Genomic DNA, 23,286 nt, shown 5'->3' with positions numbered 1-23,286 from the left:
GGGGCTCAGCGGTCGGACGGCGGGGCGGAGACCGCCGCCAGCATCCGGCCCACCTCGTCCTCGGGCAGCGCCCGCGCCAGGTCGGCCTGGCTGAGCATGCCGACGAGCCGGTGTCCGTCGATGACGGGCAGCCGGCGCACGTCGTGGTCCATCATCGTGCGCAGCGCCTCGCCCGCGTCGTCGTCGGCGCCGATGGTCACCGGCTCCTCCGCGCAGAACTGCGCCACCAGCACCTGCGAGGGGTCCTTGCCGTCGGCCACGCAGCCCACGACGATGTCGCGGTCGGTCACGACGCCGTGCAGGCGCTGGTCCTCGCCGCAGATGGGCAGGGAGCCGACCCCGAGGTCGCGCATCCGGGCCGCCGCCGTGGCCACGGTCTCCTCGGTGCGCGCGCAGTGGGCGTCGGGGGTCATCAGCTCGCGTGCAGTGGTCATGCTGCCTCCTTCGTTCGTGCCGCCGGCGGGCCCGGTCGGTCGGCCTCGCCGTACCCCGGCGACCGCCGGCACATGTCGTGCTCGGGGCGAAGACGCCCGAGCGGGTGGTGAGAGGGGTGCTTGACGATTCCTGGCGTCGAGCCATGACCGGCACTCGCGCGCTGGCCACCGCCTGAGGACCTGCCCGCGTCGTCGCCCACCCTCCCGGTGCGTCGCCCGGCTGCGACAGTGGGGGCATGGACGTCGCCCTCACCCTGGTCGCGGGCACCCTGCTGATCGCCGTCATCATCGCGGCGAACGGCTACTTCGTGGCCCAGGAGTTCGCCTACATGGCCGTCGACCGGTCGCGCCTGAAGGCCATGGCCGGGCGCGGCGACAAGGCCGCCCGCCGCACCCTGCGCATCACCGACCGCACCTCCTTCATGCTCTCGGGCGCCCAGCTCGGCATCACCGTGACGGGCCTGCTGGTCGGCTACGTGGCCGAGCCGGTGCTGGGCACCGCGATCGGCGAGGTCCTGGGCGGGGTGGGGGTGCCCACCGCCACGGGCGTCCTGGCCGGCACCGTGCTGGTGCTGGTCGGCTCGACCTTCGTGCAGATGCTCTTCGGCGAGCTGTTCCCCAAGAACCTCGCCATCGCCCGGCCCTACCCGGTCGCCGAGCGCCTCTCGCGCTCGACGCTGCTCTACATGGGCGCCTTCGGCTGGCTGATCAGGGTCTTCGACGCCGCCTCCAACGCGCTGCTCAAGGTGCTGCGCATCGAGCCGGTGCACGACGTCGAGCACTCCGCCAACCTGCACGACCTGCGCCGCATCGTGACCGTCTCCCGCGACGCCGGCGAGCTGCCGCCCGAGCTGAGCCTGGTGCTCGACCGGATGCTCGACTTCCCTCAGCGCCCCGTGGGCCACGCCCTGGTGCCGCGCTCCCGCGTCGACGTCATCGCCCAGGACACCCCGCTCGCGGAGGTGCGCGACGCCATGGAGGGCGGTCACTCGCGCTACCCCGTGCTCGACGACGAGGGCGACATCGTGGGGGTGGTCCACCTCGTCGACGTGCTCGAGGCCCTGCACGGGGTCGCCGACGACGAGGCCCGCGCGAGCCGCCCCGTGGCCGAGGTGGTGCGGCCCGCCACGGTCGTGCCGAGCCTGATGCTGCTGCCCGCGGCGCTGGCGGCGATGGAGCGCAGCGGCGACCAGATGGCCTGCGTGGTCGACGAGTACGGCGGCTTCGTCGGCGTGGTGACGGTCGAGGACCTCGCCGAGGAGGTCGTCGGCGAGATCACCGACGAGCACGACGTCGACGAGGAGCCGCACCTGGCGCCGATCGGCGACGACGGTCGCTGGAGCGTGCGCGGCGACGCCCCCCTCGACGAGGTCGAGCGCGAGATCGGGGTGTCGCTGCCCGAGGGCGACTACGTCACCCTCGGCGGCCTGGTGATCTCCTCGTTCGGGGCGCTGCCCGACGTCGGCGAGCGCGTCGTGGTGGCCCTGCCCGCCGACCCCGCCGACCTGGCCCACGACGACGACCCGCCCGAGCGCCACCTTGAGGTGGAGGTGCTCGAGGTCGCCAGGCACGTGCCCACCCAGCTGGCCGTGGCCCTGTGCACCAGCGAGCCCGTCAGCGACCTGCCGAGCACCGAGAGCGAGGTCGCCCGATGACCGGTCTGGCCGCCATCCCCGTCACCATCGCCATCATCGCCGCGAGCGCCTTCTTCGTGGCCGTCGAGTTCTCGGTGATCGCGGCCCGGCGCACCCGCCTCGAGGCGGCCGCGGCCGACAGCCGCTCGGCGCGGGCCGCCCTGCGCAGCGCCTCCGAGGTGCCGCTGCTGCTGGCCGGCAGCCAGCTCGGCATCACCGCGTGCACGCTCGCGCTGGGCGCGGTCACCAAGCCGGCCGTCGACCACGCGCTCGAGCCGGTGCTCGAGCAGGTCGGCCTCCCGGCGTACGCCGCCGCCCCGGCGTCGTTCGCCCTGGCGCTGCTGCTGGTCACCTTCCTGCACCTGGTGGTGGGCGAGATGGCGCCCAAGTCGTGGGCGATCAGCCACCCCGAGCGCTCCGCGACCATGCTCGCGCTGCCGATGCGCGCGTTCATGTGGACCTTCCGCCCGGCGCTGCACGTGCTCAACGAGGCCGCCAACCGTCTCGTCCAGCGCCTGGGCGTGGAGCCGAAGGCCGAGGTGGCCATCGAGCAGGACCCGGACGACCTGCGCGAGCTGGTGCGCCACTCCGCCGAGACCGGTGAGCTCGACGCCGGCTCCTCCGCGCAGCTCGTGAGCGCGCTGGAGACGTCGCGAGCCACCGTCGACCAGGTGGTCGGCGACCGCGAGCTCGTCGTGGTCGAGGCCGGGGCCAGCGTCGCGGAGGTGCACGAGCAGGCCCGCACCACCGGTCACCTGCGGGTGCTGGTGGGCAGCCGGCACGCCCCCACCGGCGTCGTGCACGTGCGCGACACCCTGACCGCGGGCGACGACGACCCGGTGGCCCCGTTCGTGCGCGACCTGCACCGCCTCGACGGGAGCACGACGGTGCTGGAGGCCCTCTCCGACCTGCGTGAGCAGGGCACCCAGATCGCCCTGGTCGTGCGCGAGGGCGCCGCCCCGGCGGTGGTGACCATCGCCGACCTGCTGTCGCGGCTGATGCCGGCGACGGCAAGGGCCGAGCGGGTCGTCTCCGACTAGCCCCGTCCGACCAGCCCCGTCCGACCAGCCCCGGCCGACCAGCCCCGGCCGACGGGCCGGGACGACGACGGGCCCCCGCCCTGGGCGGCGTGAGCCGTAGGGTGGGGGCCCGTCGTGCCAGGGCTCGTCAGGTCAGAGCACCAGGAAGAGCAGGATGATGATGGCGATGACGAAAGCGGCGATGGCGATGGTGCGAGTGTTCATGGTTCCTCCTGGTGACGGGGCGCGGGACGCCCGGACGGGCTCCCGCCCCTGATCGTGGGGCACCAACCTGCCAGTGGCCAGTCGGCGCGCGGGCCACCCCTTCGGACACACCCGGCACACCCCTCCCACCTGGCCCGGCCCCTCGGCCCTCACCCGCACGGGCGGTGTGCACCCCGAGCGGACACGACACCCTCCCAGGGAGCGCCGCCGGCGCGAGAAGGAGGCACCACCATGCGAGGCATCCTCGGAGCGATCGTCATCATCTGGCTCGTCATCGGCGTCGCCGCCGCCGTCCAGCGCGGCTACTTCGGCGACGACCAGGAGGTCAGCTGCGCCACCGCCGGCACCACCGCTGTCACGGTCCTGGCCGGACCCCTGAACTACTTCGGCGCCAACCCGGAGGTCGACTGCGAGGTGCCCGAGCCCTCCAGCTGAGGGCTGCCCGGGGCGGGACCTCCGGCCCTGGTCCGCGGGCTCCCGCGTGGGACCATGGGAGCACCATGACGACACCGGAGCCCGTCACGCGCCCACGGCGCCGCCACCTGATCGACCCTGCCAACCCTCCCCCGCCGCCGAGCAGCGCCTCGCTCGGGCGCGTCCAGCAGTGGGTGCTGTCGGTGCTGGCCACCACGACGATCCTGCACCTGACCTTCGGCCTGCTCCTGGCCGCCTGGGTGATCGACCAGGACGACCTGGTGCCGGTCGTGGGCCTCGAGGTCATCGCCGGGGTCTTCGCGGTGATCGCCGTGGCGGTCGCCCGGGCGATCCACCGCCGTCCCGTGCTGTCCCCGTGGCTGCTGCTCGGCGTGCTCCCCACGCTGCTCGGGCTCGTGGTCACCCTGCGCTGACGGACGAGTCGACCTCCCGGGTGGGGGCACCACGTGCGAACCTGGGACCCGGCACGCCCGGGCAGGCCACACTGGGGCACACACCGGGCACTGCGCCACCACCATCGCGCGACGACCACCCATGGAGGGACACGTGGCTGAGCCGGCCGGCACCACCGGCGCCTCGTGGCGTGCCGTCGTCGAGGCCAGCACCGACGCGCTGTGGCTCCTCGACGCCGACGGCACCACCGTGTGGGCCAACCGTCGCCTGGGTGAGCTGCTCGGCCGCCCCGACGACGACCTCGTGGGCACCCCCGCCACCGAGGCCTTCGCGCCCGAGACCCGGGCCCGCGTCGCGCGCCACGTCTCCCTGCTCGCGCGCGCCACCCGTGGCCGCGACAACGTGCCGATGGCGCTGCAGCGCGCCGACGGCACGCTGCAGCCGGTGCTCGTCAGCTACTCGCCCGTGCGCGAGCCCGCAGCCCCGGTCCGCTGGCTGCACCGGCTGACCCCCGACCCTGCTGCCGGTGCCGCACCGGACGACGGGGAGGAGTCGCTCGTCCGACGTCTCGCCGAGGTCACCGAGCGCGAGCGCCAGCTCGCCGAGGCGCAGGACATCTCCGGCATCGGCAGCTGGTCCTGGGACGTCGTGGCCGACCGGGTCGTGTGGTCCGAGCAGCTCTACCGCATCTACGACCTGGACCCCGCCGACCACGTCGCGACCTACCAGGGCTTCCTCGACCGCATCCACCCCGACGACCGCGAGATGGTGCAGGAACGGGTGCAGGCCACCTTCGAGGGCGCCGAGGAGTTCTCGTTCGACGCTCGGGTGCTGCGTCCGTCGGGCGAGGTGCGCTGGACCCACGGCCGGGGCCGGGTCACCCGCGACACCACGACCTGTCGCCCGCTGCGGATGAGCGGCACCACCGCCGACGTCACGGCCCTGCACCGCCACCAGCAGGCCGCGACCGAGGCCACCGGGCGGATCCGCCTGCTGCAGGAGCTCGCCGTCGCGGCCAACAGCGCCACCACGCTCGAAGAGGCCGTCGTCGTCGTCGGGGCCTCCCTGGTCGAGCACACCGACTGGTCGCCGGTCGCCGGCTACCGCGTCGACTCCGACGACGGGCCCCTGCGCCGCCTCGACCTGCCGATCCCGCCCGCCTGCCCGCCCGACACCGACCTGGCCGAGCGCGCACGTCGTACCGCCCGCATCGCCGACGGCCCCGCCCCGGCGCCGCACGACGCCCCCGACGCCCCCGACACCAGCGCCCGGCACCTCGTCGCCCTGCCGGTGCTGGCCGGCGACCAGGTCGTGGCCGTCCTGCAGGCCCTGACCGGCCCCTGGGTCGGCGAGGAGCACCAGCGCCTGGCCGCGCAGGTCGCCGACCAGCTCGGTGTCGTCGCGACCCGCGAACGTGACGCCGCCGAGGTGCGCGCCGCGCGCGACGCCGCGATGGAGGCCTCCCGGCTCAAGTCGGAGTTCCTGGCCACGATGAGCCACGAGATCCGCACACCGATGAACGGCGTCATCGGCCTCAACGAGCTGCTGCTGCGCACCGAGCTCGACGACCACCAGCACCGGCTCGCGGCAGGCGTGCAGAGCGCCGGGCTGTCGCTGCTGGCGATCATCAACGACATCCTCGACCTGTCGAAGATCGAGTCGGGCAAGCTCGAGCTGGAGGACGTCGACTTCGACGTGCGCAGCGTCTTCGAGCAGACCGCGGCCGTGCTCAGCGGGCCGGCCCACGAGAAGGACCTCGAGCTGGTGGTCTCCTGCCACCCCGAGGTGCCGGAGTTCCTGCGCGGCGACCCGACCCGCCTGGGCCAGGTCCTGACCAACCTCGGCTCCAACGCGGTCAAGTTCACCGAGCACGGCGAGGTCGCGATCCGGGCGCGTATCGAGCGCAGCGACGACGAGGGGGTGCTGCTGCGGGTCGAGGTCACCGACACCGGTGCCGGCATCGCGCCCGAGGCCCAGGCGGGCCTCTTCGACGCCTTCACCCAGGCCGACCTCTCGACCAACCGGCGCCACGGCGGCACCGGCCTCGGTCTGGCGATCTCGCAGCAGCTCGTCGAGGCCATGCGCGGGCGGATCCATGTCGACAGCGAGCTCGGCCGCGGCAGCACCTTCGCCTTCACCGCCCTGCTGGAGCACACCTCGGTGGCCCCGCGGCAGAGCGCCCCGCGACCCCAGCCGCTGCGCGACGAGCGGGTCCTGGTGGTCGACGACAACGAGACCAACCGCTTCATCCTCACCGAGCAGCTCGCCGCCTGGCACCTGCGACCCGTGGCGGTGGCCACCCCGGCCGAGGCGCTGGCGGCGCTGCGCGAGGCGCACGCGGCGGGCGAGCCGTTCACCATCGGCCTGCTCGACCTGGTGCTGCCCCGCATCGACGGACTCGAGCTGGCCCGGATGATCCACAGCGACCCCGACCTCGCCGGGCTGAAGATGCTGCTGCTGACCTCCGACCAGGCCGTCAGCAGCCGCAGCGCCCGCGCCGCCGGCATCAGCACCACCCTCAACAAGCCGGTGCGCCACGCCGAGCTCTACGACGCGCTGGTCGCCGCCACCGGGCGCGGTGGGCAGCCGGCGCACCGCGCGGTGCGCCGGCTGGTGGTGCCCTCCCTCGACCTCCGGGTGCTCGTCGTCGAGGACAACCCGGTCAACCAGCTCGTGGCCACGGGGCTGCTGGAGTCGCTGGGGCTGCACGTCGACGTCGCCGACGACGGGCTGGGCGCCGTCGAGGCGCTGCGCGCCGGGCACGACTACGCGCTGGTGCTGATGGACTGCCGGATGCCGGAGATGGACGGCTTCGAGGCCACCGAGGTGATCCGGGCCCGCGAGGGCGCCGGGCGCCGGGTGCCGATCATCGCCATGACGGCCTCGGCGCTCGAGGGCGAGCGGGAGCGCTGCCTGCAGGTCGGGATGGACGACTTCCTGACCAAGCCCGTCGACCCGACCGCGCTGGAGGAGGTGGTGCGGCGCTGGAGCCGGCCCCAGCCTGCCGACGACGCCCCAGCACCCGACCCCGCACCAGGTCCGGCACCAGGTCCGGCACCCGACCCGACCCCCGAACCGACCCCCGAGCCGGAGCCGGGTGAGGAGGCCGAGCCGGAGCCGCCGGTGGTCGACGAGGTGCGCCGCCAGGTCCTCGACGAGCTGGTCAAGGACGGACAGAGCTTCTTCGACCGCACGGCGCGCTCCTTCTCCAGCCGCATCGACGACCAGGTCGCGGCCATCCGCGCCGCCGTCGACGCCCGCGACGCCAACCGTGCCTTCACCGCCTCCCACCTGGTCAAGGGCAGCGCGCTCAACCTGGGCCTGCCCCGGGTCTCCGCCGTGGCCGCCGCGCTCGAGGCCCACACCCACGCCGGGCGCACCGACGAGGCCCGGCCGCTGCTCGACGAGCTCGAGGCCGAGGTGGCGCTCGCCGTCGACGAGCTCGCCCGGCTGGTGCGGCCCTGACCAGCGCGCCCCCGCCGCACGAGCCCGGCCCGGCAGCACCCGGCCGGTTCGAGGAGGTCGCCCGGCGCCGGCCGGTCGACCTCGTCGCGCCCGGTGCGGTGCAGGTCGACCGGGCCGACCCCGGGGGCTCCTCGCGCCACGCGCTCCCGCAGCCTGCCCCCTGCGTGGCCGTCGAGGCCGAGCTGCGGGGCACCGGCCCCGTGCGGCTGCGGCTCGGCGACGACACGCTGTCGGTGAGCGCGGTGCACGCCGAGGGCGCGTGCCTCCTCGAGGTCACCACCACCGTCGGCACGCCGGCCTCCCCCGCGCCCCGCACCAGCCGGCACCGCAGCCGGCGCTCGGCCCGCGCCGAGGGGCTGCGCCGGATGGCGCTCACCCTCACCGGCACCGAGGCGGTCGTGCTCGGCGACGACGGCAGCGGCTGGCGCGCCCACGGACGCATCGACCTGCGCGAGGTGGGTGACCGCGGTCGTGCGGCCGGGCTGTGCCGCGACGAGACCTGGCTGGCCGGCCTCGAGGTCGAGCACACCGGCGACGTGGCCCGGCTGCGCGCCGGCGGCTACGGCCAGCTCGGGCTGCGCGACCTGAGGCTGCTCACCCACGCCGACGGCACGGCGTACGCCGACGGGCCGGGCGAGGAGGGGCGGGTGCTGTGGCTCAGCGCGACGAGCGCGGGGCCGGGGTTCTTCGGCACCGCCCACACCTCGGTGTGGCGCCTCGAGCTCGACGGCTACCGGCTCGAGCACCGCGCCGACCTGTTCTTCCGCAGGCCGGGACGGCCGGGGGTCTTCGGCGACCACGCCACCCACGTGGTGCGCGACGGTGGCTCTTGGCTGGTCGCGACCAGCACCTGGGGCGACTTCGACCACCGGCGCGACGACGCGGGGGTCGAGGTGACGCTGGCGCGCACCGACGCCGACCTGCTGCACGGGCGCCACGTGCTCGACACCGAGCCGCTGCCGCTGCCGGTCGACCCCCTGGCCTCCGTCGGCGTGTGGGACCCGCACCTGGTGCGCACCGACCTCGGGCAGGGGCCGGTGTGGCTGGTCGGCTACGTCAGCGCGCGGGAGTTCTTCGACTTCCACCCCGTGCTCGCCGAGGGGCCGGCGCTGGACCGGCTCTCGCTGCGCGCCGCGCTGACCTCGCGGCGTGCCACCGAGGGCACCACCCTGGTGCGCTGGGACGGGCGGTGGCGGGTGCTGGCCAGCGACGGGCGCGACAACCCGCGGCGGCACCGGGCGCAGTACCCCGTGCTCGACCTCGACCTGCGACCCGACGGCGCACCGCTGGACGCGGCGTACCCGACCAACATCCCGTGGCCCACGCTCGCCCCGCTGCCCGACGGAGGCTGGCTGCTGCTCACCTTCAACGGCCGCGGCGTGGGCGGGCGGGTCGTGGGCTACGGCAGCCACGGCGACGTGGTGGTGCTGCGCGCCCCCGCGGCGGCGCCGGGGGCCGGCGCGGAAGACACGGCGGCGGACCCGGCGTCGTAGGCTGGCAGTGAGACCTGCGCCACCCCTGCGGGCCTCGCCACCCACCGCCACACCACCCCCGTGGCCCGAGCAGAGAGCGGCCCATCATGTCCGTGACCCCCAGCAGCCCCGGCAGCCCCGGCAGCCCCGTCGACGTCTTCGAGGTCGGCGCCGAGCACGAGCAGGTCGTCTTCGCCAACGACCCGGCCACCGGCCTGCGCGCGATCGTCGCCATCCACTCCACCGCCCTGGGCCCGGCGCTGGGCGGCACCCGCTTCTACCCCTACGCCTCGACCGCAGACGCGCTGCGCGACGTGCTCGACCTCTCGCGCGGGATGTCCTACAAGGCGGCGCTGGCCGGCCTCGACCTCGGCGGCGGCAAGGCCGTGATCATCGGCGACCCGGCGACGCTGAAGACCGAGGCGCTGCTGCGCGCCTACGGCCGGTTCGTGCAGACCCTCGGCGGGCGCTACCGCACCGCCTGCGACATCGGCACCTTCTCGGTCGACATGGACCACGTCGCGCGCGAGTGCGACTTCGTCACCGGCCGCACCGTCGCCCACGGCGGCGCCGGCGACAGCTCGGTGCTGACGGCGTACGGCGTCTTCCAGGGCATGCGGGCCGCGGCCCAGGTCGCCTTTGGCGAGCCCACCCTGGCCGGGCGCACCATCGGGGTCGCCGGGGTCGGCAAGGTCGGGCGCCACCTCGTGGCCCACCTCGTCGAGGACGGCGCCGACGTGGTCGTCACCGACGTCCACGCGCCCGCGGTCGACGCCGTGCTGGCCGCCCACCCGGGCGTGCGGTCCGTGGCCACCACCGAGGAGCTGGTGGGCTCCCGGCTCGACGTCTACGCGCCCTGCGCGATGGGCGGCGCGATCAGCGACGAGGTCGTCGAGGTGCTCAGCGCCCGCGTCGTCTGCGGCGCGGCCAACAACCAGCTGGCCCATCCCGGCGTCGAGAAGGCGCTGGCCGACCGCGGCGTCGTCTACGCCCCCGACTACTGCGTCAACGCCGGCGGGCTGGTCCAGGTCGCCGACGAGCTGCACCCCGCCGGCTTCAGCTTCGAGCGCGCCCGCCAGCGCGCCACGGGCATCTTCGACACCACCCTGGCGATCCTGGCCCATGCCGAGGCCGAGCACGTCTCGCCGGCCCTGGCCGCCGACCGGATCGCCGAGGCGCGGATGCGCGACGTGGGTCGGCTGCGCTCCATCTGGGTCGGCTGAGACACCCCCGAGCCGGCGCCCGTTCCTCGCCGAGCCGGCGCCACTTCCCGTCGTACGACGTCGGCGGCAGGAAGTGCCGCCGGCTCGCGCAGGAAGCAGCGCCGGCTCGCAGGAGCTGGTGCCGGCTCGCGGAGGGCCCGAGGGCCGCCGGAGGGCTCAGTCGCGACGAGGGTCGTAGTCCGACCACTCGTCGGGCTCGTCGCCCTGCTCGGTGTCACTCGCTTCTTCACTGCCATGCAGCTCTCGCGCCAGCGCCCCGAAGTCCGTCTCGTGAGTGCGGTACTTCAGGTCGCGGGCGACCTTCGTCTGCTTGGCCTTTGCACGGCCGCGCCCCATAGGGTCAGCCCCCTCGCACGCTTGGCCGGGGCGCTATGGCTCCCGGGCTGTCTCTGCAATCTCGTGGGGGCAACGCTACCTGCTGGGGGGTCGTTCACGCACACCCGGCTCGCGGTGACGCCCCCAGGCTTCACCAACCGGGGTGCTGGCCCACCAGGTCGACGCGCCCACCGCGGTCGGCCGACGCCCGCACCTCGCCGGCGACCCAGGCGCGCACGCCGTGCCCGGCCAGCACCGACACCGCGGTGTCGACGTCGCCCGCCGGCAGCAGCGCCACCATGCCCACGCCGCAGTTCAGCGTCGCCTCCAGGTCGGGCTGGGAGACCGAGCCGACGCGGCGCACCAGGTCGAAGACGGGCTGGGGGGTCCAGGTGGCGCGGTCGATCGTGGCCGCCAGCTCGACCGGCATCACCCGCTCGAGGTTGGCGGCCAGGCCGCCGCCGGTCACGTGCGACATCGCGTGGACACCGGTGCGCGCGGCGAGGTCGAGGCAGGCCTTGGCGTAGATGCGGGTCGGCTCGAGCAGCTCCTCGCCGAGGGTGCGGCCCAGCTCGGGCACGTCACGGTCGAGCGCCCAGCCGGCGCCACCGTCGCCCGCGCTGCCGAGCAGCACGTGGCGCACCAGCGAGTAGCCGTTGGAGTGCAGGCCGCTGGCCTCCATCGCCAGCACCACGTCGCCGGGACGCACGCGGGCCGGCCCCAGCAGGCGGTCGGCCTCGACCACGCCGGTGGTGGCGCCGGCGACGTCGTACTCGTCGGGGGCCAGCAGGCCCGGGTGCTCGGCGGTCTCGCCGCCGACCAGCGCGCAGCCGGCCTCGGCGCAGCCCTCGGCGATGCCCCTGACGATGGCCGCGATCCGCTCGGGCACCACCCGGCCGGTGGCGATGTAGTCGGTCATGAAGAGCGGCTCGGCGCCGCAGACCACGAGGTCGTCGACGACCATGCCGACCAGGTCGCGCCCGATGGTGTCGTGCACGTCCATCGCCTGCGCGATCGCGACCTTGGTGCCGACGCCGTCGGTCGAGGTGGCCAGCAGCGGGCGGGTGTAGCGGGTCAGCGCGGTGGCGTCGAAGAGGCCGGCGAAGCCGCCGAGCCCGCCGATGACCTCGGGCCGCGTGGCCAGCGCCACCGAGCCCTTCATCAGCTCGATGGCGGTGTCGGCCGCCTCGATGTCGACGCCGGCCCGGGCGTAGGCGTTGGTCTCGGTCACGTCAGGCCTCCTGGCCGCTCACGGGTTGTTGAGGACCGGCAGCGCGCGGCCCAGGGTGGGCGAGCTCAGGCTCGCCTCGAGGAGGTGCTTGCCGAGCAGCGACTCGTCGGGCAGCTCGACCGGGTAGTCGCCGGTGAAGCAGGCGGTGCACAGGCTCGAGCGCTCCTGGCCCGTCGAGGCGACCATCCCCTCGAGCGAGATGTAGCCGAGGCTGTCGGCGCCGACGCTGGCCGCGATCTCGTCGACGTCGAGACCGTTGGCGATCAGCTCGGCGCGGGTGGCGAAGTCGATGCCGTAGAAGCAGGGCCACTTCACCGGGGGCGAGGAGATCCGCACGTGCACCTCGAGGGCACCGGCCTCGCGCAGCATCCGCACCTGCGCACGCTGGGTGTTGCCGCGCACGATCGAGTCGTCGACGACGACGAGCTTCTTGCCGCGGATCATGTGCTCGAGGGCGTTGAGCTTGAGCCGCAGGCCGAGCTGGCGCAGCGTCTGGCTGGGCTGGATGAAGGTGCGCCCGACGTAGGCGTTCTTGACGAAGCCCTGGCCGAAGGGGATGCCGGACTCCTCGGCGTAGCCGGACGCGGCGGGGGTGCCCGACTCGGGCACCGGCATCACCATGTCGGCGTCGACGGGGAACTGGCGGGCCAGCTCGCGCCCCATCTCGACGCGCGCCTCGTGCACCGATCGGCCGGCGATCTTGGCGTCGGGGCGGGCGAGGTAGACGTACTCGAAGACGCAGCCCTTGCGCTCGGGCTCGGCGAAGGTGTGCGAGCGCAGCCCGTCGCCGTCGATGACGATCATCTCGCCGGGCTCGACCTCACGCACCACGCTGGCACCGATCGTGGCGAGCGCGGCGTCCTCGGAGGCCACCACCCAGCCCCGGTCGAGACGCCCGAGCACCAGCGGGCGGATGCCCTGGGGGTCACGGGCGGCGTAGAGGGTGTCCTCGTTCATCCACACGAAGCAGAAGGCCCCGCGCAGCATCGGCAGCACCTCCAGCGCCCGCGCCTCGAGGGTGCTGTCGGGGTGGTGGGCCAGCAGCGCGGTGACCAGGCTGGTGTCGTTGGTAGCGGCGTCGCCCGGGCGCTGCAGGTCGAGCTCGCCGTCGGGACCCGGCAGCGCCGCGACCTCCTCGCGCAGCTCGTGGGTGTTGATGAGGTTGCCGTTGTGGCCCAGCGCGATGGAGCCGTCGGGCGTGGGACGGAACGTCGGCTGGGCGTTCTCCCAGGTCGAGGCGCCGGTGGTGGAGTAGCGCGAGTGCCCGATCGCCAGGTGGCCCTTGAGGGAGTCGAGCGTGGTCTCGTCGAAGACCTGCGAGACCAGCCCCATGTCCTTGTAGACCAGGATCTGGCGACCGTTGCTCACCGCGATGCCGGCCGACTCCTGGCCTCGGTGCTGCAGCGCGTAGAGGCCGAAGTAGGTCAGCTTGGCGACGTCCTCACCGGGCGCCCAGACGCCGAAGACGCCGCAGGCGTCCTGCGGCCCCTGGTCCTGCGGGTCGAGGGCGGTCGTCAGTCGCCCGTCTCCACCTCGGCGGGTGCTGCCACTGCTCTGGAAGGGCACGGCTCGCAGTCTACGCACCGGGGGCTGCCTGGCCGATTCGCCTCCCGGACGCGGACCCGGGCCGTACGATCACCGCAGCCTGGGAGCATGACCAAGACGCGTGGACGGACGAGAGACCTGTGAGCGAGCGAGCCTGGCCGGGTGCCGACACCGCGACCCCGGGGGCCGACGTCCTGACCCTGATCGCCGAGGGCGTGACCCGGGTGGTGGGCTTCCAGGTCGCGGCCGTCGGGCTGGTGCGCGGCGACGAGCTCGAGACCGTCGCGGTGGCCGGCGACGAGGCCGTGCGCGGGGCACTGCTGGGCTCGCGGACCCCGCTCACCTTCATCCTCGCCGAGCTCGAGCTGGCCGAACGCTGGGGGCCGCTGCTCTTCGTCCCCCACGAGGCGCTCCCCGACGACCTCCACGTCTGGGGCTGGGTGCCCGACACCGTGCCCATCGACGCCCCCGACGCCTGGCACCCCATGGACGCCCTGTGCGCGCCGCTGCACGGGCGCGACGGCGAGCTGCTGGGCATGCTGTCCATGGACGTGCCCGAGGACGGGCGCCGCCCGGGCCCGGAGGCGCAGCGGGTGCTGGCGGCGTACGCCGACCAGGCCGCGCGGGCCGCCCTGCTGGCCCTCGAGCGCGAGCAGCTGGCCGAGCAGGTGCGCCTGGCCTCGGCCGCTCGCCAGATCGTCCGCAACGCCCCCGCGCACCTCGGCGTCGACGAGGTGATGGGCGCCAGCGCCGACGCCCTGATGCAGGGCTTCCGTGCCGTCGGGGCGTGGATGCAGATCTTCGACGACGACGACGGGCACGGGACCGGGCGGATCGTGACGGCCGACCAGACCGAGGTCAGCCTGCCGGGACGGCTCGTGCGGGTCGCCGAGCGGGCGGCGCGGGCCGCGTGGACCCAGCAGCGCGTCGACGTGGTCTCGCACGAGCACCCCTTCGCGCCGGTGCTGACCGAGCGCGACGTCACCGAGATCGTCGACTTCCTCGAGTCCATCCGGGTCGGCGCGCTGCTCTTCGTGCCGATCGGCGCCGGGCCCGAGGCGCTGGGCAACCTGGTGCTGACCCGGCCGCCGGGCGCGCAGCCCTGGAGCGACACCGAGCGCGAGGCCGCCCTCGACATCGGCCACGACCTCGGGCGGGTGGTGCTCAACGCCCGCTCCTTCGAGCGTGAGCACCGCCTGATCGAGGAGCTGCGTGCCCTCGACGTCTACAAGGGACGCCTGATCGCCACGGTGTCGCACGAACTCAAGAACCCGCTCGCCGCGATCGTGGGCCACCTCGAGATCCTGCAGGACGAGGAGACCGAGCCCCTCGTCTCCGCGTCGGTGGCCGCGATCGACCGCGGCGCACGGCGCCTGGCCCGCGTCGCCGACGACCTGCTGCTCCTGGCGAGGGTGGGCGACCCCGCCCACCCCGTGGTGCCGCGGCCCGTCGACCTCGCCGACGTCGTCGACGACGTGCTGGGGCTGCAGGGCCACGTCCTGACCCGCAAGGGCATCGAGGTCGTCGTCGAGAAGCCCGACCGGGCGGTGGTGGCCATGGCCGACCTCGAGGAGATCGAGCGGGTCGTCACCAACCTGGTCAGCAACGCCGGCAAGTACACCCCCTCCGGCGGCCGGGTGACCGTCTGCCTCGCGGTCGAGGACGCCGAGGCGGTGCTGGAGTGCACCGACACCGGGCTGGGCATCTCGCCGGAGGACCAGGAGCAGCTCTTCCAGGAGTTCTTCCGCTCCACCAACCCCCTCGCCCAGGCCCAGCCGGGCACCGGCCTGGGCCTGAGCATCGTGCACCGCATCGTGGCCCGCCACGGCGGTCGCACCGAGGTGGAGTCGCGGCTCGGGGAGGGCAGCACCTTCCGGGTGCGGCTGCCCGTCGCGGTCACGGGCTGAGGCACGGCGGGCCCCGAGCCCGTCGCGTCGCGGCCGGGCCCGACCTGTGGAAAGAGGGGCCGTCGGCCAAGAGGCCGCTTTATGGTGGAGCAGACCCCCGTCCGCCCGACAACTGCACCAGCTGCCGGAGCCGCCCCCGTGAGCCAAACCCCGGGCACCGCCACCACGGCTCCTGTGGACCCCTCGACGTCGCGGGACAGCCCCGACCTGGCCCGGATGCTCGGCACGATCGCGGCCGAGATGGCCAGCGCCGGCGGCTTCCGGGTCTCGGCCGTGAGCCTCTTCCGCGCCAGCGACGAGCTCGAGTTCGTCGTCGTCGACGGCGACGACGACGCGGCGGCGGACCTGACCGGCGACATCACCCCGACCCCGGTCGCGATGACCATGCTCGAGCGCGCGGAGCGGTGGGGACCGCTGCGCTTCCTGCCGCACCACGAGGCGGTCGAGCTGCTCGACCACATCTGGGTGGGCTCCGCGGAGGGCGACGGTGCCGACGCCCACCCGGACGCCTGGCAGCCGTGCGACCTGCTGATGGCTCCGCTCACCGACGCCGAGGGCGCCCTGCAGGGCATCGTCTGGGTCGACCTGCCCCACGACGGCCGTCGTCCCGGCCCCGAGCAGCGCCGCCGTCTCGCCGAGCACGCCGAGCGCGCCAACCGGGCCATGGTCCAGGCGCTCGAGCACGAGCGGCTGCGCGAGCAGGTGCGTCTCGCCGACGCGGCGCGGCGGGTGGTCCGCACCGCGACCGCCGACCTCGACCTGGCCCGCCTGGTGCAGACCACGATCGACAGCGTCTGCGACGGGTTCGCCGTCGACGAGGTGCGTGTGCACCTGCTGGCCGAGGAGGACGTGGCCGACCTCGACGAGCTCTCGCTGCAGTCGCGTCTCCTGGCCGAGCGCTGCTGGCGCGACCAGCAGGTCGCCATCGTGTCGCACCGCCGCGCGGCTCCCGCGCTGCTCAGCGCCGAGGAGCACGCGGTGCTGCTCGACGGCCTCCACGAGCAGGGTGACGCCTCGCTGCTGCTGACGCCGCTCGGGGCCGGTCCCGAGTGCGTCGGCCGCCTGCTGATGTTCCGCCACGACCGAGCCGACTGGTCCGACGAGGAGGCCAGCGCCGCGCTCGACATCGGCCACGACCTCGGCCGGGCGGTGCTCAACGCCCGCAGCTTCGAGCGCGAGCAGCAGGCCGCGGCGTACCGCCAGCAGCTGATCGCGACGATGGCCCACGAGCTCAAGAACCCGCTCGCGGCCGTCGGCGGCTACCTCGACATGCTGGAGATGTTCCTCGCCGAGGAGCCGGGCACCGGCACCCAGGTGCAGCGCTCGCTGCGCGGGATCGGACGGGCCACCCGGCGTCTCGACGACATCGTGGCCGACCTGCTGACGCTGGCCCGCTTCGACGAGGCGGCCGACCCCGCGTCGCTGGAGCCGCACGACCTCGGCGCCCTCCTGCACGACGTCGTCGACGGCCTGGCGGTGCAGGCCGACGCCCGCGGCATCCGGGTACAGGTGCACCTGCCGTCCCAGCAGGCCCTGGTCGACGCCGACCCCTCCGACCTCGAGCGGCTGGTCGTCAACCTGGTCAGCAACGCCGTGAAGTACTCCCACGACGGCGGTGAGGTCGACGTGCACCTCGAGGCCGCGCCACCCACCGTGGTGCTGCGGGTCGTCGACCGCGGCATCGGCATCGACCCCGCCGAGAAGCAGCGCCTCTTCGAGGAGTTCTACCGCTCGGCCGACCCCGCTGCCGCCAGCCAGCCGGGCACGGGGCTCGGGCTGGCGATCGTGCACCGCGTCGTGCACCACCTCGGCGGCCGGATCGACGTCGAGTCGGCCCCCGGGGAGGGCAGCGTCTTCACCGTCACCCTCCCCGGCAGCCGCGTCTGAGCGGGTCAGCCCATCCCGCGGGCCCCCTGCACGACGGCCTCGCGGATGCGCGTGTAGGTGCCGCAGCGGCAGATGTTGCGGATCGTGTCGAGGTCGGACTCGCTGATCTCGCGACCCTCGCGGCGCACCTTCTTGACCAGCGCCACGGCGGCCATGATCTGGCCGGGCTGGCAGTAGCCGCACTGCGGGACGTCGCGGTCGATCCAGGCCTCCTGCATGGGGTGCAGGTCCTGGCCCACGGTGTCGGGGAGGCCCTCGATCGTGGTGACCTCGTCGCGGCGACCCAGGTCGCCGACCCGCACCGAGCACGGGTTGAAGGCCTTGCCGTTGATGTGCGACGTGCACGCCTTGCACACGTTGATGCCGCACCCGTACTTCGGTCCGGTGACCCCGAGGAGGTCACGCAGGACCCAGAGCACCCGCACGTCGTCCTTGACGTTCACGGTGACCGGCTTGCCGTTGAGGATGAAGGTCTGCTTGGGCATGTCGGCCTCTCCTTAGTAGGTGAACTTGAGGCCGTTGGTCGGCGACTTGGGGACCGACGGCACGAACGACTTGGGCTTGAAGGTGACCTTGCCGTGGTTGATGGGGAACCGGGTGGGCATCGTGCCCGTGGCCCGGGCGTAGGCGCAGGCCACCGCCGCCGCCGAGGCGGCCACGCCGGCCTCGCCGGCGCCACCGGGCAGCCGGTCCTCCGAGGGCAGCACGAAGCAGTCGAAGCGCGGCGGGATGTTCCACTGGCGGGTGTAGTAGTAGTTGTCCCAGCTGGCCTCGAGGAAGTGCCCGTCGCGCAGGTGCACGCTGCTGGTCAGGGTCAGTGCCAGGCCGTCGGAGAAGCCGCCCATCATCTGGGCCTCCAGGCCCCGGGGGTTGATCACCAGGCCGGCGTCGACGGCGAACGTCGCACGGGTGACCCGCGGGCCGGTCACGGCGTTGCGGATCTTGCGGTTGACGGTCTCGGGGCGCACGTCGATCTCGACCAGGCAGGCGGTCGCGCCCTTGTACTCCTGGTGGATCGCGATGCCCTGGGCCATCCCCTGGGGCATCCTGCGACCCCAGTCGCCCTCCTCGGCGACCTTCTCGAGCGCCTTGCGGACCTTGTCGCTCTTGGCGTGGCGCAGCCGGAACTCCAGCGGGTCCAGCCCGACCTCGGCGGCCAGCCGGTCGACGACCAGCTCCGCGGCCACCCGGGTGTCGGGCGAGTAGATGTTGCGCATGCTGCCGGTGTTGAAGCGGTCGTCGGTCTCGTTGAGCAGCTGGGTGACGACGCCGAAGTTGTAGCCGAGCTCCTGGGTCAGGGTGAAGATGGTCTGGGAGAAGCCCAGCCCGCCCACCATCTTGCCGACCTCGGTGGGCGCCTCGTCGATGGTCGAGGTGATGATCTCGCCCAGGCCGTGGCTGAAGTCGGTGACCACGCTGGTGTTGCGCTGCTCGAAGCTGAGCACCTGCCCGGCCAGCACCGTCGCGCGGATGCGCGAGGTCACCATCGGGTGCAGCCGGCCCTGGCGGGGCTCGTCGGCGCGGTGCCACATCAGCTTGACCGGCTTGCCCATCGCCTGCGAGACCTTGGCGGCCTCGATCGCGGCGTCGCTGAAGAGCTTGTGGCCGAAGGAGCCACCGCCGGTCACGACGTTGACCTTCACCTGGTCCTGGCTCATCCCCAACGCCTGGGCGATGTTCTGCTGGGCCAGGATCGGCACCTTGAGCCCCGACCAGATCTCGGCGGAGTCCTCGCGCACGTCGGCGATGGCGCAGTTGGGCTCCAGCGCCGCGCTGGAGCGGAACATGAACTCGAAGCGCTCCTCGACGGTCTTGGCCAGCAACGGCACCTCCGGCACCGCCAGCGGCAGCTCGGCCTTCTTCAGCCGGGCCAGGATGGTCTGGTCGGACTCGCCGTCGACCGGGCCGCCGTTCCACACCACGTCCATCGCGCGGATCGCGTCGATGCACTGGCCGAAGGTCTTGGCGCGCACCGCGACCCCGGTGTCGACGAGCGCGACCTGCTTGACGCCCGGCATCCGCAGGATCTTCTTCTTGTTGCGCAGCCGCTTGGGCGTGCCGTTGAGCGTGGGCGCCCGGCACAGCATGGTGGGCAGCGCGCCCTTGACCTCGAGGTCGAGGGTGAAGTCCTTCTGGCCGGTCACCGCGAGCCGCGCGTCGTCGCGGTTGCGCGGCTTGCCGATGCGGGTGAACTCCTCGGGGTCCTTGAGGAGCACGTCGACGACCTCGGTGACCGGGCTCGCCGCGAGGCGGGCCAGGTCGCCGTAGCCCAGCGTCTCGCCGGCCGGGCCGATGACGACGCCGTCCTTGGTGCGCAGCCGCTCGACGGCGTACCCCATCTCGAGCGCGGCGGCCTCGAGGAGCGCGCCGCGGGCGATGGCCGAGGCCACCCGGATCGGCGTGTACGTCGACACGGTGCTGTTGGAGCCGCCGGTGAGCTGGTTGAAGACCAGCTCGGGGCGGGCCGGGGCCAGGGTGACCCGCACCTTGTCGACCGGCAGGTCGAGCTCCTCGGCGATGATCATCGCGGTCGAGGTGGTGATGCCCTGGCCGACCTCCATGCGCGGCAGCGCGAAGGAGGCGGTGCCGTCGTCGTTGATCTCGATGGTGATCAGCTGCGAGGTGGGCAGCGCCGCGTCGGTCTGCAGGTCCTCGAGGTCGTAGAGCTCGGGCACCTGCGGCAGCGACGGGACGGCGGCCCGTGCCGGGCGCGCCATCGTGAGGTCGGCCGCGGCCACGAGCGTGGTGCCGCCGATCACGTAGCCGAGGAAGGAGCGACGCCGGACCCCTCCCGCGGGGTCCGGTCCGGGGGCGGGGGGCTGGGGTCGTGCGTCTGGCGAGGTCATGTGTCCGAGGTGCTCCCATGCGGTTCGGGGGGTGGGGGCCGACCGCTTGCGGTCGTGCCCCCTCTCTACCCGCGCGTGAGCGTCGTCACGCACATGTGGAGTTCGGTCCTGTCAGACGGACGGATTTTTACCCGTGCCCGATCGTCTCAGGCAGTGGGACGCCCCGCCTCGGCGAGCCGGGCCAGCAGCAGCGTCTCGGCCAGCACCACCCGCTCGAACTCGGCCAGGTGCAGGCCCTCGTTGGCGCCGTGGGCGCGGGTGTCGGGGTCCTCGACACCGGTGACCAGCACGCTGGCTCGCGGGAACGCCTCGAGGAACTCGGCGATGAAGGGGATCGACCCGCCGACACCCATGTCGATCGGCTCGGTGCCGTCCCAGGCCTCCGCGAACGCCGCGCGGGCCGCGTCGTACGCCGGGCCGGTGGCGTCGATCTGGGTGGCCTCGCCGGTGTCGGTGATGCGCACCGACAGCTCCGCGCCCCAGGCGACGTGCTGCTCGAGGTGCTCGGTCAGCCGGGCCACGGCGTTCTCGGTGGTGTCGCCGGGCGCGATGCGCAGCGAGATCCGGGCCCGGGCGGCCGGCACCAGCGTGTTGCTGGCGCCCTCGACCTTCGGGGCGTCGAGGCCGGTGATGCTCAGCGACGGCTTGGTCCACAGCCGCTCGACGGCGGAGCCGCTGCCGATCCACCGGGTGCCCGGCGCGGCGCCGGACTCGGCGCGCAGCCGCTCCTCGGGGTAGTCCACGTCGGCGGCGGGGCCGGCGTGCAGGCCCGCGACCGCGACGTCGCCGGCGTCGTCGTGCAGCGTCGAGATGAGCCGGCTCAGGGTCATCAGGGCGTCGGGCACCAGCCCGCCCCACATGCCCGAGTGCACCGCGTGGGTCAGGGTGCGGACCTCGACGTCGGCGCGCACCAGGCCGCGCAGGCTGGTGGTCAGCGCCGGGACGCCGACGTCCCAGTTGCCGGAGTCGGCGATCACGATGACGTCGGCGCGCAGCCGCTCCTGGTGGGCCGCCAGCAGGGCCGGCAGGGTCTCGGAGCCGACCTCCTCCTCGCCCTCGACGAAGACCGTGACGCTGACCGGGAGGTCGTCGCCGAAGACCCGCAGCGCGCCCAGGTGGGCCACGATGCCGGCCTTGTCGTCGGCCGCGCCACGGGCGAAGAGCCGGCGACCGCTCGGGGAGTCGCGCTCGGTGGGCTCGAAGGGCGGGGAGTCCCAGTCGGCGTGGTCGTTCTCGGGCTGCACGTCGTGGTGGGCGTAGAGCAGCACCGTCGGCGCGCCCGCCGGGCCGGCCCTGTGGCCGATCACCGCCGGCGCCCCGCCCTCGATGCTGACGACCTCGGTGTCCATGCCCTCCGCGGCCAGCAGCGCGCGCACGGCCTCGGCGCTGCGGCGTACCTCGTCGGCGCGGGCGGGGTCGGCGCTGACGGACTCGATCCGCACGAGGTCCTCGAGGTCGCTGCGCAGCCCGGGCAGCACGTCGGCGACGCGGGCCCGCAGGTCGGTGGTGTCGGCGTGGTGGCTCATGGCGCCAAGGTAGTCGGGGCGGTCGGCGCCCCCGTCGGGCCGGGGGCTCAGAACCCCTTGCGCCGGCGCATCCGCCAGGAGCGGCCGTCGGGGTCGTGCAGGTAGCGGTAGCTCGGCACGGCCAGGAGCTGGCGCACCAGGGGCAGCCGCGGCTCGGGCAGGCGCCGCAGCCGGCCCGGCGGGCGCGGGCCGACCCGGCCGCCGTCGTGCCAGGCCTCCAGCGCGTCGGCGCTCTCGGCGAAGCGGGCGAACATGTCGACCGGGTCGACGCAGTCGGCCATCACCTCGAGCAGCCCGGCGTCGTCCATCTCGTCGACCGAGGTGAGCTCGTCGGGGTCGAGGCGGTCGAGGTGCTCGGCGGCCAGGGTCAGGCGCAGGCGCCGCGCGAAGCCGGCCCCGCCGTCGGTCTCGTCGCGGTCGATGATCGCGGCCGAGAGCTCGGAGTCGTTGGTCCAGGAGCGCCGGCAGAAGTTGTCGGAGCCGATCGAGGCCCAGGTGTCGTCGAGGACGCAGACCTTGGCGTGCACGTAGACGGGGGTGCCGGCGTGGTTCTCGAGCCCGTAGAACGCGACCCGGTCGGGCGCCTCGAGCAGCAGCCGCTGCACGCCGCGCAGCCGGCCGAGGACCTGGGGGTCGCGGGCGAACCAGCCGTCCTGGTCGGGGTGCTGGGGCAGCACCACGACCACGTGCAGCCCGGGCTGGGCCCGCAACGCGTCGGCCAGCACCGTGCTCATCTCGTGGCCCCACAGGAACTGGTCCTCGACGTAGACCAGTCGCCGGGCGTGCTTGACGGCCTTGGTGTAGCCGCGCGCCACCGACCGCTCGCCCCGGGGGGCGAAGTCGAACGCCCACCCGGTGCCCAGCACGGGGTAGGTGCGCAGCAGCTGGACGGCGTGACCGGCGTCGGTGTCGGCCTCGTCGGGGGCGGGGGGCGGGGGCGGGGACTGCGGGGGCAGCGGGCTCCGGGCGCCGTCGAGGTCGGCGCGGGCGTCGCGCAGGCGTCGCCACGGGTGCCGGGTCGTGGGGCTGGAGTCCTCCCAGCGCTCGCGGAAGACGGTCTCGACGTCGTGCACCACGGGGCCCTGCAGGGCGACCTGCACGTCGTGCCAGGGCGCGCGCTCGCCGTACTCGTCGGCGACGTGCAGGGTCTGCGGGTCGCCCTCGTGCATGGCGTCGTCGCGGCGGCCGTGGCACAGGTCGATGCCGCCGACGAAGGCGATGTCGCGGGCCGGCTCGTCGCGGTGACGCACGACGACGAACTTCTGGTGGTGGGTGCCCGCGCGGGTCACCCGCATGTCGAGCTGCACGTCGGCGCCGCGCTCCTGCAGCAGGTCGCCGAGGTCGCGGTGCTCCTGGTGGGCGTAGCCCAGCGTGTCGGCCTGCGAGCGCCACACCAGGGCTCGCACGTCGGCACCCCGGTCGAGCGCGCGACCCAGGACCTCCACCAGCTCGCTGCCCGGCTCGTCGCCGAGGCGCTGGTCGGGGTCGGAGCGCCAGTCGGTGAACCAGACCAGGTCACCCTCGCCGGCCGCCTCGACGCAGCGCAGCAGCTCGGCGAAGTAGGTGCGCCCGTGCACCAGCGCCCGCACCCGGTTGCCGGTGGAGAACGCGGCGTCCGGGTGGGCGTCGTCGACCCGGGTCGACCCGTTGCCGCGTTCCTCGCGGGAGAGGAACCAGTCGCGAGGATCTGCACGGTGGGGCACCCGTGGAGGCTAGCGGGGAGCGGGCG

The 23,286-nt window shown here is 74.1% G+C and carries 17 protein-coding genes; 9 read left to right on the top strand and 8 right to left on the bottom strand.

All coding sequences use genetic code 11. The features are described from left to right. Positions 1-5: 5 nt before the first annotated feature. A complete protein-coding gene (locus tag JOE61_RS12610; protein WP_193668168.1) occupies positions 6-434 on the bottom strand; it encodes a CBS domain-containing protein in 429 nt (142 codons plus the stop codon). Positions 435-670: 236 nt separating this feature from the next. On the opposite strand from JOE61_RS12610, the gene JOE61_RS12605 reads away from it, so the two are divergent. The 7 genes from JOE61_RS12605 to JOE61_RS12575 all read left to right on the top strand — a co-directional run bounded on the left by JOE61_RS12605 (position 671) and on the right by JOE61_RS12575 (position 10,300). Continuing rightward, on the top strand, positions 671-2,089 hold the full coding sequence (locus JOE61_RS12605) for a hemolysin family protein (RefSeq protein ID WP_193668170.1): 1,419 nt from the start codon (positions 671-673) through the stop codon (positions 2,087-2,089). Then, complete coding sequence (locus tag JOE61_RS12600; protein ID WP_193668175.1) at positions 2,086-3,108, top strand: CNNM domain-containing protein; 1,023 nt, start codon at positions 2,086-2,088, stop codon at positions 3,106-3,108. The genes JOE61_RS12605 and JOE61_RS12600 overlap by 4 nt, the downstream gene beginning before the upstream one ends. Before the next feature lie 435 nt (positions 3,109-3,543). Beyond that, positions 3,544-3,747: a hypothetical protein gene (locus JOE61_RS12595; protein ID WP_193668177.1), complete on the top strand. Its 204-nt coding sequence runs from the start codon at positions 3,544-3,546 to the stop codon at positions 3,745-3,747. A gap of 65 nt (positions 3,748-3,812) precedes the next feature. After that, a complete protein-coding gene (locus JOE61_RS12590; protein WP_193668179.1) occupies positions 3,813-4,160 on the top strand; it encodes a hypothetical protein in 348 nt (115 codons plus the stop codon). Between the two features lie 133 nt (positions 4,161-4,293). Beyond that, positions 4,294-7,605, top strand: coding sequence for a response regulator (locus JOE61_RS12585; RefSeq protein WP_193668181.1), 3,312 nt, complete (start codon positions 4,294-4,296; stop codon positions 7,603-7,605). 164 nt (positions 7,606-7,769) lie between these two features. Continuing rightward, positions 7,770-9,098, top strand: a complete 1,329-nt coding sequence (locus JOE61_RS12580) for a hypothetical protein (protein WP_307822992.1) — start codon at positions 7,770-7,772, stop codon at positions 9,096-9,098. 86 nt (positions 9,099-9,184) lie between these two features. Next, entirely contained in the window at positions 9,185-10,300 is a 1,116-nt protein-coding gene (locus tag JOE61_RS12575; RefSeq protein ID WP_193668183.1) for a Glu/Leu/Phe/Val family dehydrogenase, read from the top strand. A gap of 156 nt (positions 10,301-10,456) precedes the next feature. On the opposite strand, the gene JOE61_RS12570 is transcribed toward JOE61_RS12575, so the two are convergent. The 3 genes from JOE61_RS12570 to purF form a co-directional block, all read right to left on the bottom strand. After that, positions 10,457-10,636: a DUF3073 domain-containing protein gene (locus JOE61_RS12570; protein WP_179614518.1), complete on the bottom strand. Its 180-nt coding sequence runs from the start codon at positions 10,634-10,636 to the stop codon at positions 10,457-10,459. Positions 10,637-10,766: 130 nt separating this feature from the next. Further along, entirely contained in the window at positions 10,767-11,846 is a 1,080-nt protein-coding gene (purM, locus tag JOE61_RS12565) for a phosphoribosylformylglycinamidine cyclo-ligase (RefSeq protein WP_193668184.1), read from the bottom strand. 18 nt (positions 11,847-11,864) lie between these two features. After that, positions 11,865-13,412, bottom strand: a complete 1,548-nt coding sequence (gene purF / locus JOE61_RS12560) for an amidophosphoribosyltransferase (protein WP_193668186.1) — start codon at positions 13,410-13,412, stop codon at positions 11,865-11,867. A 119-nt stretch (positions 13,413-13,531) separates the two neighbouring features. Here purF and JOE61_RS22550 point away from each other — a divergent pair, with 119 nt between their 5' ends. Beyond that, on the top strand, positions 13,532-15,298 hold the full coding sequence (locus JOE61_RS22550) for a sensor histidine kinase (protein WP_193668188.1): 1,767 nt from the start codon (positions 13,532-13,534) through the stop codon (positions 15,296-15,298). A 138-nt stretch (positions 15,299-15,436) separates the two neighbouring features. Further along, positions 15,437-17,185, top strand: coding sequence for a sensor histidine kinase (locus tag JOE61_RS22545; RefSeq protein WP_193668190.1), 1,749 nt, complete (start codon positions 15,437-15,439; stop codon positions 17,183-17,185). Positions 17,186-17,190: 5 nt separating this feature from the next. Here JOE61_RS22545 and JOE61_RS12545 read toward each other — a convergent pair whose 3' ends face one another. From JOE61_RS12545 to JOE61_RS12530, 4 genes are all read right to left on the bottom strand, one after another. Further along, positions 17,191-17,670: a (2Fe-2S)-binding protein gene (locus JOE61_RS12545; protein WP_193668192.1), complete on the bottom strand. Its 480-nt coding sequence runs from the start codon at positions 17,668-17,670 to the stop codon at positions 17,191-17,193. A 12-nt stretch (positions 17,671-17,682) separates the two neighbouring features. Continuing rightward, complete coding sequence (locus JOE61_RS12540; protein ID WP_193668194.1) at positions 17,683-20,031, bottom strand: molybdopterin cofactor-binding domain-containing protein; 2,349 nt, start codon at positions 20,029-20,031, stop codon at positions 17,683-17,685. A gap of 146 nt (positions 20,032-20,177) precedes the next feature. Next, on the bottom strand, positions 20,178-21,557 hold the full coding sequence (locus JOE61_RS12535) for a dipeptidase (RefSeq protein WP_193668196.1): 1,380 nt from the start codon (positions 21,555-21,557) through the stop codon (positions 20,178-20,180). A 47-nt stretch (positions 21,558-21,604) separates the two neighbouring features. Next, positions 21,605-23,260 carry a phospholipase D family protein gene (locus tag JOE61_RS12530; RefSeq protein ID WP_193668198.1) on the bottom strand — a complete coding sequence of 552 codons (1,656 nt, stop codon included), beginning with the start codon at positions 23,258-23,260 and terminating at the stop codon, positions 21,605-21,607. Positions 23,261-23,286 lie beyond the last annotated feature (26 nt).

Source organism: Nocardioides salarius (assembly GCF_016907435.1).
In the GTDB taxonomy this organism is placed as follows: Bacteria; Actinomycetota; Actinomycetes; order Propionibacteriales; family Nocardioidaceae; genus Nocardioides; species Nocardioides salarius.
This window is presented reverse-complemented; position numbering and strand designations above follow the sequence as displayed.

Coding starts and splice junctions, on each gene's coding strand:
- JOE61_RS12595 (WP_193668177.1), top strand. CDS start 3,544: ATGCGAGGCATCCTCGGAGCGATCGTCATCATCTGGCTCGTCATCGGC.
- JOE61_RS12590 (WP_193668179.1), top strand. CDS start 3,813: ATGACGACACCGGAGCCCGTCACGCGCCCACGGCGCCGCCACCTGATC.
- JOE61_RS12570 (WP_179614518.1), bottom strand. CDS start 10,636: ATGGGGCGCGGCCGTGCAAAGGCCAAGCAGACGAAGGTCGCCCGCGAC.
- JOE61_RS12545 (WP_193668192.1), bottom strand. CDS start 17,670: ATGCCCAAGCAGACCTTCATCCTCAACGGCAAGCCGGTCACCGTGAAC.
- JOE61_RS12535 (WP_193668196.1), bottom strand. CDS start 21,557: ATGAGCCACCACGCCGACACCACCGACCTGCGGGCCCGCGTCGCCGAC.
- JOE61_RS12600 (WP_193668175.1), top strand. CDS start 2,086: ATGACCGGTCTGGCCGCCATCCCCGTCACCATCGCCATCATCGCCGCG.
- JOE61_RS12605 (WP_193668170.1), top strand. CDS start 671: ATGGACGTCGCCCTCACCCTGGTCGCGGGCACCCTGCTGATCGCCGTC.
- JOE61_RS12610 (WP_193668168.1), bottom strand. CDS start 434: ATGACCACTGCACGCGAGCTGATGACCCCCGACGCCCACTGCGCGCGC.
- JOE61_RS12575 (WP_193668183.1), top strand. CDS start 9,185: ATGTCCGTGACCCCCAGCAGCCCCGGCAGCCCCGGCAGCCCCGTCGAC.
- JOE61_RS12540 (WP_193668194.1), bottom strand. CDS start 20,031: ATGACCTCGCCAGACGCACGACCCCAGCCCCCCGCCCCCGGACCGGAC.